General features: G+C 52.0%; 17 protein-coding genes. 12 read left to right on the forward strand and 5 right to left on the reverse strand.

Annotation, left to right across the window (positions count from 1 at the left end):
- Positions 1-46 precede the first annotated feature (46 nt).
- Together B3P58_RS04230 and B3P58_RS04235 are read right to left on the reverse strand one after the other, a co-directional pair.
- Positions 47-1,267, reverse strand: coding sequence for an argininosuccinate synthase (locus tag B3P58_RS04230; protein WP_145469329.1), 1,221 nt, complete (start codon positions 1,265-1,267; stop codon positions 47-49).
- A 186-nt stretch (positions 1,268-1,453) separates the two neighbouring features.
- A complete protein-coding gene (locus tag B3P58_RS04235; RefSeq protein WP_225691648.1) occupies positions 1,454-2,386 on the reverse strand; it encodes a flagellar protein MotY in 933 nt (310 codons plus the stop codon).
- A 128-nt stretch (positions 2,387-2,514) separates the two neighbouring features.
- Here B3P58_RS04235 and pyrC point away from each other — a divergent pair, with 128 nt between their 5' ends.
- The 4 genes from pyrC (at position 2,515) to katG (ending at position 7,164) form a co-directional block, all read left to right on the forward strand.
- The gene (gene pyrC / locus B3P58_RS04240) at positions 2,515-3,552 is read left to right on the forward strand and encodes a dihydroorotase (protein WP_145469327.1); all 1,038 of its coding nucleotides are present in this window, start codon (positions 2,515-2,517) and stop codon (positions 3,550-3,552) included.
- 32 nt (positions 3,553-3,584) lie between these two features.
- Complete coding sequence (rnt, locus tag B3P58_RS04245) at positions 3,585-4,217, forward strand: ribonuclease T (RefSeq protein WP_222428575.1); 633 nt, start codon at positions 3,585-3,587, stop codon at positions 4,215-4,217.
- A 17-nt stretch (positions 4,218-4,234) separates the two neighbouring features.
- Entirely contained in the window at positions 4,235-4,606 is a 372-nt protein-coding gene (locus tag B3P58_RS04250) for a YacL family protein (RefSeq protein WP_230330710.1), read from the forward strand.
- A 365-nt stretch (positions 4,607-4,971) separates the two neighbouring features.
- Positions 4,972-7,164 (forward strand): catalase/peroxidase HPI, encoded by a 2,193-nt coding sequence (katG, locus tag B3P58_RS04255; protein WP_286716237.1) that lies wholly within the window; start codon positions 4,972-4,974, stop codon positions 7,162-7,164.
- 608 nt (positions 7,165-7,772) lie between these two features.
- Here the strand turns inward: katG and B3P58_RS04260 are convergent.
- Positions 7,773-8,090 carry a hypothetical protein gene (locus B3P58_RS04260; protein ID WP_286716238.1) on the reverse strand — a complete coding sequence of 106 codons (318 nt, stop codon included), beginning with the start codon at positions 8,088-8,090 and terminating at the stop codon, positions 7,773-7,775.
- 185 nt (positions 8,091-8,275) lie between these two features.
- On the opposite strand from B3P58_RS04260, the gene B3P58_RS04265 reads away from it, so the two are divergent.
- The 6 genes from B3P58_RS04265 (at position 8,276) to B3P58_RS04290 (ending at position 11,257) form a co-directional block, all read left to right on the forward strand.
- Complete coding sequence (locus tag B3P58_RS04265) at positions 8,276-8,494, forward strand: hypothetical protein (protein ID WP_286716240.1); 219 nt, start codon at positions 8,276-8,278, stop codon at positions 8,492-8,494.
- Positions 8,495-8,635: 141 nt separating this feature from the next.
- A complete protein-coding gene (locus B3P58_RS04270) occupies positions 8,636-9,160 on the forward strand; it encodes a hypothetical protein (protein WP_286716242.1) in 525 nt (174 codons plus the stop codon).
- Positions 9,161-9,256: 96 nt separating this feature from the next.
- Positions 9,257-9,913 (forward strand): hypothetical protein, encoded by a 657-nt coding sequence (locus B3P58_RS04275; RefSeq protein WP_286716244.1) that lies wholly within the window; start codon positions 9,257-9,259, stop codon positions 9,911-9,913.
- Between the two features lie 111 nt (positions 9,914-10,024).
- Complete coding sequence (locus tag B3P58_RS04280) at positions 10,025-10,342, forward strand: hypothetical protein (RefSeq protein ID WP_286716246.1); 318 nt, start codon at positions 10,025-10,027, stop codon at positions 10,340-10,342.
- Between the two features lie 53 nt (positions 10,343-10,395).
- Complete coding sequence (locus tag B3P58_RS04285) at positions 10,396-10,944, forward strand: GNAT family N-acetyltransferase (RefSeq protein ID WP_286716247.1); 549 nt, start codon at positions 10,396-10,398, stop codon at positions 10,942-10,944.
- Positions 10,945-10,948: 4 nt separating this feature from the next.
- Entirely contained in the window at positions 10,949-11,257 is a 309-nt protein-coding gene (locus B3P58_RS04290) for a hypothetical protein (RefSeq protein WP_286716248.1), read from the forward strand.
- 25 nt (positions 11,258-11,282) lie between these two features.
- On the opposite strand, the gene B3P58_RS04295 is transcribed toward B3P58_RS04290, so the two are convergent.
- A complete protein-coding gene (locus tag B3P58_RS04295; RefSeq protein ID WP_286716249.1) occupies positions 11,283-11,780 on the reverse strand; it encodes a hypothetical protein in 498 nt (165 codons plus the stop codon).
- Positions 11,781-11,903: 123 nt separating this feature from the next.
- On the opposite strand from B3P58_RS04295, the gene B3P58_RS04300 reads away from it, so the two are divergent.
- Together B3P58_RS04300 and B3P58_RS04305 are read left to right on the forward strand one after the other, a co-directional pair.
- Complete coding sequence (locus tag B3P58_RS04300) at positions 11,904-12,872, forward strand: D-hexose-6-phosphate mutarotase (RefSeq protein ID WP_286716250.1); 969 nt, start codon at positions 11,904-11,906, stop codon at positions 12,870-12,872.
- A gap of 47 nt (positions 12,873-12,919) precedes the next feature.
- Positions 12,920-13,387, forward strand: a complete 468-nt coding sequence (locus B3P58_RS04305) for a hypothetical protein (protein ID WP_286716251.1) — start codon at positions 12,920-12,922, stop codon at positions 13,385-13,387.
- 7 nt (positions 13,388-13,394) lie between these two features.
- On the opposite strand, the gene B3P58_RS04310 is transcribed toward B3P58_RS04305, so the two are convergent.
- Positions 13,395-13,817 carry a bacteriohemerythrin gene (locus B3P58_RS04310; protein ID WP_260996878.1) on the reverse strand — a complete coding sequence of 141 codons (423 nt, stop codon included), beginning with the start codon at positions 13,815-13,817 and terminating at the stop codon, positions 13,395-13,397.
- Positions 13,818-14,005: the final 188 nt, after the last annotated feature.

Below are 14,005 nucleotides of genomic sequence, written 5' to 3' on the forward strand. Positions count from 1 at the left end.
CCCGCCGTAGCGGGTTCTTTTTTTGCGAAAAACAACAGCGCCGGAATTAATCCAGGAAGCTGCGGCCTTTTTTCGCAGCCGTGCGCAGACGCAGAGCATTCAGCTTAATAAAGCCGGCCGCATCTTTCTGGTCGTAAGCACCGGCATCGTCTTCGAAAGTGGCGATTTTTTCATCGAACAGAGTGTCTTCTGAACGACGGCCAACCACAATCACGTTGCCTTTATACAGTTTTACGCGCACATCACCGTTAACAACTTTCTGGGTTTCGTCGATAGCCGCCTGCAGCATTTTACGCTCAGGGCTCCACCAGTAACCGTTGTAGATCAGCTTGGCGTAACGTGGCATCAGTTCGTCTTTCAGGTGCGCTGCTTCACGATCCAGAGTGATGGATTCGATCGCACGGTGTGCTTTCAGCAACACAGTACCGGCCGGAGTTTCGTAGCAACCACGGGCTTTCATACCCACGTAACGGTTTTCTACGATATCCACACGACCCACACCGTGAGCACCGGCCAGCTTATTCAGCTCTTCCATAATGGTGGCCGGAGATTTTTCCACGCCATCGATGGCAACCGGGTCACCGTTTTTGAAGCTGATGGTGAGGTAAGCCGCTTCGTCCGGAGCATTTTCCGGAGACACAGACCACAGCCACATATCTTCTTCCGGCTCATTCCATGGGTCTTCCAGAATGTCACCTTCGTAAGAGATGTGCAGCAGGTTAGCGTCCATAGAATACGGAGATTTCTTACCGGCTTTTTTCTCAACTTTAATGTCGTGCTTGTCGCAGTACGCCATCAGGGTTTCACGGGAAGTCAGATCCCATTCACGCCATGGAGCAATCACTTTTACGCCTGGTTTCAGGGCGTAGGCACCCAGTTCGAAACGCACCTGATCATTACCTTTACCGGTTGCACCGTGGGCAATGGCATCAGCGCCGGTGGCGTTGGCAATTTCGATCAGACGCTTGGCGATCAGCGGACGGGCAATCGAGGTACCCAGCAGGTATTCGCCTTCGTAAATGGTGTTGGCGCGGAACATCGGGAATACGAAATCACGGGCAAACTCTTCACGCAGGTCGTCGATGAAGATTTCTTTGATACCCAGAGCTTCAGCCTTGGCGCGTGCCGGTTCAACTTCTTCGCCCTGGCCCAGGTCAGCAGTAAAGGTTACGACTTCACACTTGTATTCTTCTTGCAGCCATTTGGCGATCACGGACGTATCCAGACCACCGGAATAGGCCAGCACCACTTTCTTGATGTCTGACATGGGTATTCTCCAGGATGATGATTGGCCGCACAGGGGGCAAACAGCCCGTACCGGCGGATAGCAATAATGAAAGGGGCGGTATTGTACTGATTGTGCACGGGATAGCCAACAGGCGTACCCAAAGGACAAAGAAAGAGCAGTAAAGAAAGAGAACTAAAAAGAGCAATAAAGAAAGCGCGGCGGGTATCAGTCGCCGCTGGCGGTAGTCTGGGTGCGTACCTTCGGTTTAAACAGCAGATTATCCGGAATCGGCATATCTTCCCGCTGTTCGATACGGATGGTCACACGGCGGTTTTCGGCACGTCCGGCCGCGGTTTTGTTGCTGGCCACCGGATAACGGTCACCATGAAAACGGGTGGTCACCATTTCCGGATCGATGCCCTGCTTGATAAAGTAACGTTCCACATCCTCAACCCGCGCCTTGGACGTCTGGCGGTTATCGTAACGGCGGCCAACGTTGTCAGAATGACCATCCAGATACACGGCAAAAATGCGCGGATCATGCTTTATGTAAAAAATAATGCGGTCGAGAATTTTCATATCGGGGGCATCGATCTGCTCTTCACCACTGGCAAACAGCACCTTCGAGCGCGCCACCTGCCGGTAATTAACCGGCAGCAGCTGTTTTACACACTCCAGATAATCCAGATAAAACTGTGGAAACGACACCGCCGACAGATGCACTTTTACAAAGCGGTTCTGATCGTAATAGGTTTTGTGGCTGATGGCAGGCCATTTGCCTTCCAGCAAGGCATGCAGAAACTGATTGGTGCGGGTGGCGTCCAGACTCAGATTCGGCGTGTCTTTTACAATCCGCGCCACCCCCAGATCTTCGCTTTTTACTCCCGGCTGCCAGGGCGGCGGCAGGATACTGACCCGTGCCTGGCTATACGACATCAGGTTCTTCAGGGTTTCGAGCTGAAAAGTAACGTCCTCGCCGGCCTCGTGATAGAACACCGCGCGGCCATACCCGGCCAACGTCTGCTCAAAACGGCACTCAAATACCGAACCACTGACCGACCAGTCGGTGGTTTCAATGTCACCGCCGTAGTCCAGCGCCGCATCCGCCTGGCAGAAAGCGCTGAGCAACATGCAGCTTAAGGCAATTAGTTTGTGCATAGACATCCGGTTGAGGCTGTTAAATTCGGGGCTGTTCCTGAGTTATCGGCCAATTCCGAGAAAAATTAAGCGGTTAAAGGCTGCTTTCGGTACAATGCCCCATCAATTTTAGCTGAAGGTTGAAGAGCATGACTGACCGTTTGACCATTACCCGCCCCGACGACTGGCACCTGCACGTACGCGATGGCGCCGTGCTGCAACATACCGTGCCTGCCACCGCCCGGGTGATGGGCCGCGCCATCATCATGCCAAACCTGCAGCCACCGGTGATGAATGCCGAACAGGCACTGGAATACCGCGACCGCATCCTGTCGCGCGTACCGCAGGGCCTGACTTTTAACCCGTTAATGGTGCTGTACTTAACCGACAATACCACCCCGGAAATGATTGCTGAAGCCAAGGCAGCCGGTAACATTGTAGCCGTTAAGCTGTATCCGGCCGGAGCGACCACTAACTCCGCTTCCGGTGTTACCGATCTCGGCAAACTCGATGATATCGCCGCTGCGCTGGCTGAAAACGGCATGCCGCTGCTGGTGCATGGTGAAGTCACCCAGAACCACATCGACATCTTTGACCGCGAAAAAGAATTCCTCGATACCATTCTGGCACCGCTGGTCAGCCGTCATCCGACCTTAAAAGTGGTGGTCGAACACATCACCACCAAAGACGCCGCCGAATTCGTACAGAGCCAGGGCAGCAACGTTGCCGCCACCATCACCGTGCAGCATCTGGCCTACAACCGTAACCACATGCTGGTTGGCGGAATTAAGCCGCACTTCTACTGCCTGCCGATTCTGAAGCGCAATATCCATCAGCAGGCGCTGCAGGATGTGGTCGCCAGCGGTAACAGCAAATTCTTCCTCGGCACCGACAGTGCGCCACACGCCAAAGGCGCCAAAGAAAACGCCTGTGGTTGTGCCGGCTGTTTTACCGCCTACGCCGCCATTGAGCTGTATGCCGAAATCTTCGAAGACCTCGGTGCGCTGGATAAGCTGGAAGGCTTTGCCAGCCATTACGGCCCGGACTTCTACGGTCTGGCGCGTAACAGCGACGAAATTACCCTGATCAAACAAGACTGGCAGGCGCCGGTCGAGCTGCCATTTGGCAGTGATGTTATTGTGCCGCTGCGTGCCGGCGAAACCCTGCGCTGGAAACTGGAGTACTGAGGGTGAGTGAAGAGAAACAGGAAAAAACCATGATGGCACAGCGCTTCCGCGGATTTTTACCCGTGGTTGTCGATGTTGAAACCGGCGGCTTCGATGCCGAAACCGACGCCCTGCTGGAAATCGCCATGGTCACACTGCGCATGGATGAGGATGGCTATCTGCATCCGAATGAAACCCTGAGCGCCAATATTCATCCCTTTGATGGTGCCAACCTGCAGCAGGAAGCCCTCGATTTTACCGGCATCGATCCGTTCGACCCCGAACGCGATGCCGAATTTGAGATCGACGCCCTGACCGCCATGTTCCAGACCGTACGCCGCGAGATCAAAGCCAACGGCTGTAACCGCGCCGTACTGGTCGGCCATAACGCCCACTTCGATCATGGCTTCCTGCGTGCCGCCGTCGCCCGCAACGATATCAAGCGCGATCCGTTCCACCCGTTTTCGTCGTTCGATACCGCCTCCATTGCCGCGCTGGCCCTCGGTCATACCGTGCTGGCCAAGTCGTGCAAAATGGCCGGCATCGATTTTGACAACAGCGCTGCGCACAGTGCCGCTTACGACACTTACAAAACCGCCGAACTGTTCTGCTTTATTATCAATCGCTACAAAGATCTGGGCGGCTGGCCACTGGCTGGCGCCGACCTGAGTGACGACAACGACTGACCACACGAAGACCCTTTATGGATTACCGTTTTTTCTACAATGAACGCCAGCTGCCCTGCGCACGCCTGTCGATGGACCACGAAGCCTTTGGCCTCTGGCTCACCGACGAACTGGGTGCCGATACCGAGCAGCTGAGCCGTCTGTTGCAGGCCATTAGCAGCCTGGAACAGGGCCAACAGAGTGAATTTCAGTGGCAGGGGCGCGATTTCTTACTGCGCCTGACCCGTGACGATGCCGAGGTGATTGCCCTGGTACTGCTGCAGGATCATTCACTGGAGGAGCTGGAAGGCGAAGATCTGGAGTTTTACGACGCCGAATCCTTTGCTGCCTGTGGCCTCGACGACTTTAAAGAACTGCTCAGCGAATGGCAGGAGTTCCTGCTCGACTGAGCGTTATCGGCCTGCCCCATCCGGGGCAGGTGTTTTATCTGCGGCTGTCGCTGTTGTGTTTGCCTGACCCGGCACATTGCCAACCGCGTAACAGATTTCAGCACCCCCCTACCGACAAACCAGCCTGACTCACCAACCTGACGACCCTCTCACCTGCCGCAATCTCCTTCAACGGCTTAACGATAGTCAGAAATCCTTACTTTAAAAAAGTTTGATAGCTTTTGACTAAGGAACGTATTGCCACAACTAATTCGGCAAGCGTGCGCTTCTCCCCTAGTCTGTATCTGTACAGTCACTACCGGCACAGACTTCCACAACCTTCCACAATGGGAGCGCCGGCCAACCAGTCAATCAAGGAGATACTTATGAGTAACAACAATCAGGGAAAGCCAGCAGGCACCTGCCCGGTCATGCATGGTGGTAACACCACGTCCGGCAACGACAATATGGCCTGGTGGCCCAACGCACTGAATCTGGACATCCTCCATCAGCACGACAGCAAGACCAATCCTCTGGGCGACGATTTCAACTACGCCGAAGAATTCAAGAAACTCGATCTCGAAGCACTGAAGAGCGACCTGAAAGCCCTGATGACCGACAGCCAGGACTGGTGGCCAGCCGACTGGGGCCATTACGGCGGCCTGATGATCCGTATGGCCTGGCACAGCGCCGGCTCTTACCGCACAACCGATGGCCGTGGTGGTTCCAACACCGGTAACCAGCGTTTTGCACCGCTGAACAGCTGGCCGGATAACGGCAACCTCGACAAGGCCCGTCGCCTGTTATGGCCACTGAAAAAAAAATACGGCAACAAAATCTCCTGGGCCGACCTGATGATTCTTGCCGGTAATATGGCCTATGAATCCATGGGCTTTAAAACCTTCGGTTTTGCCGGTGGTCGTGAAGATATCTGGCATCCGGAAAAAGACACCTACTGGGGTTCAGAAAAAGAATGGCTGGCGCCAAGCGGCAGCGAAGGAACAAGGTACAGCGGTCAGCGCGATTTAGAGAACCCACTCGCCGCCGTGATGATGGGCCTGATCTATGTAAACCCGGAAGGCGTGGACGGTAACCCCGACCCGCTGAAAACCGCTCAGGATATGCGCGTCACCTTCGAGCGTATGGCCATGAACGACGAAGAAACCGTTGCCTTAACCGCCGGTGGCCACACCGTGGGTAAAGCACACGGCAACGGCGATGCTGCCAACCTTGGGCCTGCCCCGGAAGGCGCCGACGTTGACGAACAGGGCCTCGGCTGGAACAACCACAAAGGCCGCGGTATTGGCCGCGATACCGTCACCAGCGGTATCGAAGGTGCCTGGACCAGCAAGCCCACCCAATGGGATAACGGCTACTTCGACCTGCTGTTTAAATACGACTGGGAACTGACCAAAAGCCCGGCCGGTGCGCACCAGTATCAGCCGGTGAACATTGCCGCAGAAGATATGCCCGTGGATGTCGAAGATCCGTCTATCCGCCGTATGCCGATGATGACTGACGCCGATATGGCGCTGAAGGTCGACCCGGAATACCGCAAAATAGCCGAGCGTTTCCGTAACGATCAGGCCTACTTCGAAGACGTATTTGCCCGCGCCTGGTTCAAACTGACCCACCGCGATTTAGGCCCGAAAAGCCGTTACCTCGGTGCCGACGTGCCGGCCGAAGACCTGATCTGGCAAGACCCGGTACCGGCGGTGAACTACACCCTGAGCGAGGCCGAAGTGGCCGATATTAAAGCCAAAATTCTGGCCTCTGGTCTGAGCGTATCCGAGCTGGTTGCCAGCGCCTGGGACAGCGCCCGCACCTTCCGTGGTTCCGATTACCGCGGTGGGGCTAACGGCGGCCGCATCCGTCTGGCGCCGCAAAAAGACTGGGAAGGCAACGAACCTGCGCGTCTGCAGAAAGTACTCAAAGTGCTGGAAGGCATTCAGGCCGGTTTAAGCAAACCCGTCAGCATGGCCGACCTGATTGTACTGGGCGGCAGCGCCGCGGTTGAAAAAGCCGCCAAAGACGGAGGCGTGAATATCGTTGTACCGTTCGCACCGGGCCGTGGTGATGCCACCGACGAGATGACCGACGCGGCATCCTTTGAACCGCTGGAGCCGATCCACGATGGTTTCCGCAACTGGGTGAAAAAAGACTACACGGTTATGCCGGAAGAACTGCTGCTCGACCGCGCGCAATTGATGGGACTTACCGCCGTAGAAATGACCGCACTGGTCGGCGGTATGCGCGTACTCGGCACCAACCACGGCGGCAGCAAACACGGTGTGTTCACCAATAAAGAAGGCGTATTAAGCAACGACTTCTTTGTGAACCTCACCGATATGGCCTACAGCTGGAAGCCAACGGGTAAAAACTCCTACAACATCGTTGAGCGTAAAAGCGGCGATGTGAAATGGACAGCAACCCGTGTCGATCTGGTGTTTGGTTCTAACTCCATCCTGCGCTCCTACGCCGAGGTGTACGCTCAGGACGATAACAAAGAGAAGTTTGTAAAAGACTTTGTTAAAGCCTGGGTGAAGGTCATGAATGCGGATCGCTATGATCTGAAATAATGGCTGCTGCCTTTGCTGGCGGCTGGTGCTGAAATCAGGTGGTACTGAAGTCAGGCGCAGCCAGCTGCTGGCGATTAATAAAACTCCGGGTTTTGCCCGGAGTTTTTTTTATGGCTGTTTATTGTGATGGAGAATACGGCGGCTGTAGGGTCGACGGCTGTGGGAGCTATTTTCAGTAGGAGCGACTTTCAGTCGCGATATCCGATTTGTTTTTGGCCGCTGCGCGGGCTGGCTTTTTGAGCTTCCGCCCGGCCCTATGACCTCTTTGAGGGGTCTTACCCCTCACGCCGGCCGGGCGCTTACTCCTGACCGCCATGGATGGCGGAAATGCAGGTTTTGCAGGAGCAAACGACCAACGGGAGTAACAGCCGCAGGCTGGCCCGAAGGGTGAGCGCAGCGAATCAAAACCGGCCCGCTTCGCGCTGTGCAAGACTTAATCCGCTCTGAATAATCCTGCGATCTCGGTAACGCAAATAATGGGCGGTACTTTGGGCATCCTGCCCTTCGCCCTGCGGGTCAGCCTGCGGCTGCTCAATTTTGTTCCGGACAAAATTGTCCATGGCCCTATTCGCTCGCCCGGCATCCTGCCGGGAGGTACCGGCGCAGTATTATCCAAACCGGCGTCCTGCAGGCGCATAAAACCATAACGCGAAACCGCGCTTCAAAATGAACAACACGCAGCTTTCCAAGGCAGACAGGGTATTTTCTGAAAAGAAACTTCGCACAATGATATAAGCGCCTTTGGCCCAACGCAGGCGCACAAACCATGACACGATGCCACATTTCAAAATAAGCAATGTATTGTGGGAGCGGATCTTATCCGCGACGGAAGCTGCCATGCGTTCACATTGATATGTAGGGTGGGCACTGCCCACCAGATCACAGCTTTCATTATCAAGAAGAGCCAAAGCAATACCTGTCGTCATTTGCCACTTGTAACCATTTTTATCAATTATTGAACCCAACCCCGAATTTCAGTACTCTCGAACCAACGCAGGGATGCCGCCATATCGTACGAACACACCGTCCGGACACACGCCCTCCCCGCTTACAATCCCGAATGATAAAAACACGCGATTCCTGCCCTGCGTTTATAAGGACGGGCGGTAGCGTGTCTGGTAAACAAGCATCACCTGATGCGATTTTAACTGCCGGGAAAGCATTGAAAATTACCAGAGAAAAACCATGTACAAACAACCAGTATATTTTGCTGTTTGCGGAATCTGATGCGCGTTTACGCTCAGGTAGCAAAACGCGCATGCGCAGATTGACACCTTCGGACCAGAAAGAATGGAAGAAAATCAATCACTTAAGATTCTGCGAAAAGTGATAACGCGCAAAATGTAAAGAACGCTTCAGGGTAAAAGCGTGCCTGCGCGTTTATATCCTGACAAGAAATAAAATAACGATGATTTTTACAACCCGGACAATGGGTTAGGTTGGAAATCTGAATAATGGCTTAGGTGTGCTAATGAGCATGCCTACGAATAAACTGTTAGCTGTGGGAGTGAGCGTGATAAGGGCGACAGATTTTTTCGAAAATTATCGTGAAGCATCAAGGCATCTAAGGAATATATATTATGTTCCTAAGGGTGAGAGCGCTTGGGACGTTTTGGGTGATTTTGAAAAGACTAGTGAGCTGCTCTTTAAGCACTTGGTGTGTGCGCCGTTAAATATCGCTTATGATAAGTATGATTGGCTTAACGAACCAGTTCCATTCTTCGAGTCGAAAGCAGTTGGTTCTCGGTTGCCAATTAAGATTAATCGAAATCCGAATGTGGATCATGGTGCGTGGGATCACGATATAACCTTTGTGGAAGCAAATGATTTTACTCTTAATTTCATCTGTTACTTTGACTGGTGCCCGGAGGGTGTCGTCGATAATAGATACATTATGTGCAAAATCAGCAATGCCAGTAAGTCAAAAAGTGTCATTGGGCATTATGCTCTGGTCGAATCACATCATGTCGAAATCCATTGCGGTGAGTACAGCTAACAAGCGGCAGCAAGCGGATCAAATTTACGCTCGTTCCTCGCTCCAATTTCCCCGCTGTGCCGAGCGTTATGCTTCTTGATGGATCTGGGAGAGAAAATGAATAAAGTAACATTAGTCATTCTTATTATTCTGCTACAAGCTTGTCAGAATGAGGGGAAACAGAATAGCGAGAACATGGAGAAGGAAATAAGGGCCACGATAAATTTCACTGAGCTTCCCAGCTCATTCACGTATAACCTAGATGGGGCTCCAAATGGTGGAGCGGAATATCAATGGGAAATACTGTTTGATATAAATAACGACGGTGCTATAAGTGAAGGTGATATATCTTTTCGAATTGACCTAACTGCATCGGATAATGCTGAGCAAACTACTATAAGTCGAGACAACTTGGCCGCATATATATGGGTGTATGGGGATGGCGTTTCTTACGTGTCAATCCGAGACGTAGAGATTGAGTATTTATCTACAGACACATCTTTTACGTTTATTGCAAATTCAGGGAAGCATGAAGGTATATCTTCTATTAGTAATGGAACTCAATTGTATGTAAATACAATATATCGTGATCGGGATAGTGGTGTTTACTATTATGACTATTACCCGGAGAGAGAGGTATATTCAGAGGGTATTGATACTAGCTACATTGAAGATGGTATCAAAGACTTCGAAAATAACCTGGGTCCAGTTAATGATAAAAACTACCCATTAATTGATATAGAAAGGATTTCTGTTGTAGTAAACGAAACATAACAATAGCGATTGAGAGGGACTTGCTTTCCGCTGTGTTCGTTTGTGCTTTACGCTAAGCTAGCACAAGCCTCACCCGCTACGGCAAGCCCCTCACCACTAGCGTTAACACATATGGGTATTTCCGGTATTCGCTCAAAAGAAGTTAAACTCCTTACAGCACTTCTGATATGTTCTTCATCTGTACACGCAACGAGTCAGTGTCCGCCAGAATTCGGCCAGAAAGATCCGCTTATCGATACGCTTGGCTGGCTTATTGTTGCCGCAGGTATCATCGTTGGCGCACTGCTTTTCACTTACATCATCCGACGCTCACGTGGCACAGGCTGGCTATCGCGCACTATTGTTATCATCGCCGGATTTTCTGGGATGATACTCGTATGGGTCGGCGGATTTTCCCTGGCGTTTGTAAATTTTTTCTTCAGATGCTAAGACTGCGTTCTTGCAACTTCTTCAAGCATTAGCCCTTATGGAGAAATATCAGAGTGAATCTTAGGCAAGCAAGCATTTTAGAATTCGACCTTGTATATAACATACTCTATGAGAATGCTATCTGGATTCAATCAAAAGGAGTTTTTCAATGGCCAATTGACTGGCTCGATTCAATCCGACCCGAAATAAAAGCTTCAATTGATTCCGGTTTATTTTATGTAATTGAACTCGATAGAAAATTAGTCGCTACGGTTGAACTCAGATCCAATCCTGAAGAAATATGGAAAAACGACCAAGCGAAAGCGCTTTACATTCATAAGTTAGCCATTTGTCGTAAATACTCTGACAAAGGCTTAGGACGAGAAATCCTTACTCTAATTAAGTCTAAAGCCAAAGATAATAATATTAATTACCTGCGATTGGATTGTGTAGCACACAACCATAGACTCCGAGAGTACTACGAATCATGCGAGTTTGAATTAAAGGGTATAGTCGAGACAACAGAGGTCAACTTAGCCTTGTATGAGCATCAAATCCAAAGCCAAAAAGATGCTGTTAAAGATCATAATCCACCTATAAAAACGGGACTAAAGCCAAGCTGACGCCATGCCACTAAAAGAATTTATATCCGCCATTCTGCTCTTTGCTTATATATTATCGGCGTTATTTATTACTGCCACTACTTCCCGGCCTGCAGGTATTGCTCTGCTGCTTCCTGTTTTTGGAGCTGCGCTGTTTCTCGCCTTCCGTGAGTATAGGGCTGAAGATGTAAGTGCCGAATATCTAAGTGACGAAGTAAATACAGAAGGTAATAAAAAAGAGAACAGGGCAAATAAGCGCCTTCATTTTTTTGTTCGGGTTATTTGGGTTGTTATTCTTTTCGCGGTGGTTATCGGCGCAATGTCGTACCTATAACACTGCTTTTATGCCCGCCCTGCCCTTACCAGACCCCGCCGATTTCCCAGCGTTCCTTCCCCATAACCACTTCGTCGCCAATACTCAAACGCTTCAGTGTTTGCGCCAGCGGTGCCTGGGTACTTAGCACGGCGATAGTGCGTCCTTCTGTCACAAGCTGGCGGCCGCCAACCGGCGCTATCCACAACCAGCGCTGATTTTGCTGCGCACTTTTGCTCTGAGTATCCAGTAATTGAATCAATGCGCCGGAGGCGATGGAGTCGTCTTCACTGAAGTCCTGCACCGGCCATTGGCCGATAAGGATGCGGGTTTCCTGCAGTTCGCGGATACGCTCCGACTGGCCGTGGGCCAGATAGGCGGCTTCCAGCGCCAGAGTGTCGTACTGATTTTCCGGTTTGTTACCTTCGTGGGAGGCGGTTTCCTGCGCCTGGCGGGCGGCATTGAGTGCGGCAGCAATTTCGCCGTCAAGGGCGGCCAGCAAGGCTTCTTTCAGGGCGCTTTTGGCAAACGGAACTGTGTTCAAATGGATAACCGAAAAATAAAGAATTATGCGATTATAGGCCTATTCATCGTTTATATTAATGCTTTGTCTGTGCCCTGAGTTCAGGGCTGCGTCTCAGCGAATACCTAAGGAATAGCGCTAACCATGCCGTCTCTGTCCTCTCACCCGGTTACCACTGCTGCCTCTGCAGCCTCTGTTTCCTCCGCGGCCTCACGGTTACTGGCTCACAGCCCTTTTGTTAAAGCGGTGCAGCGTGATGAGCTGACCTGTCTGGAAATCCGCCATCCGCAGTTCAGCGCCGATCTGTTATTACAGGGTGCGCAGTTAATTCATTACGCGCCTGAAGGTGAGAACAACTGGCTGTGGCTGAGCGAGCAGGCGGAATACAAACAGGGCCAATCGCTGCGCGGCGGCATTCCGCTTTGCTGGCCGTGGTTTGGCAGTGCGGCGATGAACCCGGCGGCGGTAAAAGCCACCATTACTAATCCGGAGCAGGCACCGGCCCATGGTTTTGCCCGTGCACGGCAATGGCAGCTGAGCGATTTGTACGAGGCCTGCGACCGGGTAGAAATTACGCTGACATTAAATGATCACCAGCATCCGCAATGGTCAGCACAGCTGAACGCTGAGGCGCAGTTTATTTTCCGCGCCGACAGTCTGGCGGTTAATTTAATCAGCCAGAATAACGGAACCGAACCGGTATGTTTCAGCCAGGCATTGCATACCTATTTCCCCACCGACGATGTACGTGCCACTCAGGTATTGGGCTTTGAAGGTGAGCGTTATATCGAAACCTTAGAAGGCTGGTGCGAGAAAACTCAGCAGGGGCCGGTACGTTTTAACGGTGAAACCGACCGTATTTACGATGCCACGCGCCCCTTACGTTTAATCAGCCCGCAACAGCGTTTATTACTGCAATCCTGTGGCAGCGCCAGTGCCGTGGTATGGAACCCGTATATTGAAAAAAGCCTGCGTCTGAGCCAGTTTGCAGCGGATGCCTGGATGCGGATGTTCTGTGTAGAAACCGCCAATGCCTTTGCCGATATAATTACCCTCGCGGCAGGCGAAAAGCATTGCCTGGGACTGCAATTAAGCTCGCTGGGTCAGGGTTAAGCTCGCTGGATTAAAACGGCATTCTGCCAACATTAACAAGGAGGTTTATGGTGTCTTACGAATTAACCGTCAGCGCCCCACGTCAGGTACGGATGTTACAAATGCTGCTGTTTTACAGCATCGCTTTCCTCGTTGCCTGGCTGGTCAGCAGTGATCAGCCTCCGGCCGTTCTCTGGCCGGTTACCGCGCTGGCTCTGCCATTACTGTTGTGGTTGCAGTGGTGGGAACATAAACGCCATCAGCAGCAGCAACGGGTTAAAACCCTGCTGCGTTATGACGATGGGCGACTGTTTATTGCCCCGTATGCTAACCACCCGGCACTGACACTGGCCGCTGCTGATATCCGTAAGGTATTTATCGGCCCCGGCTATATTGCCGTAGAAGGTGATTACCCCATTGCCCGCTCGCTAAGCCTGCCTGTGCAGGCCGATACCCGGGAACGGGATAAAGCGATAGAAGATATTATTGCCGCGTTATTGCAGGATAATCCGGCGCTGGCGGTTATTCGTGAATAATCGCCTGTTAATGCGCCCGTTTTTGATCCTGCTTTTGTTCCTGCTGTACTAAAAACTGCGATAGCGCCCGGTCGTAATCGTTCATATGCCGGCCAAACCAGTCTGGAATCACATCCATTAAAAATTCGAGTACAGCGGTCATATCGCCACTGTTTTCATAGCCTGCCAGGGCGTCGGCAAACTGCTGCAATATACGCTGGTGTTCATGGCGGTGGGATGCAAGGGCAGGAAAGCGCAGGTATTCCATATCACGCTCTTCCTGTGCAAAGTGCTGCTGACAATGCTCATACACGCGGCGTAAATACGGCAGCCCTGCGCGCCCCATCAGCAACGCCTGCTCGGCCTCGTTCAGCAGGTTGGCAAATTCTTCGTGTTCACGGTTCATTTGCGCTAACGCCAGCGGGCGGTAATCGCGGAAGTCGATGGTCATGACAGCAGATCCGCAGCAACAATCAGTAGTGGCAGTCTAACCCGCCACAACTGATCATGATGTTGATTATCGTCAAGCGAAGGCCGATCGGAGGCGCATCAGCAGTACTGCGCCACATCGACAATAGTGCGACGCAACCAGCGATGCGCCTGATGGTGCTGCAACAGCGGCGACCAGGCCATTTTCAG

It is taken from the genome of Thalassolituus sp. UBA2009 (assembly GCF_002335285.1).
Classification (GTDB): domain Bacteria; phylum Pseudomonadota; class Gammaproteobacteria; order Pseudomonadales; family Oceanobacteraceae; genus Venatoribacter; species Venatoribacter alkanivorans.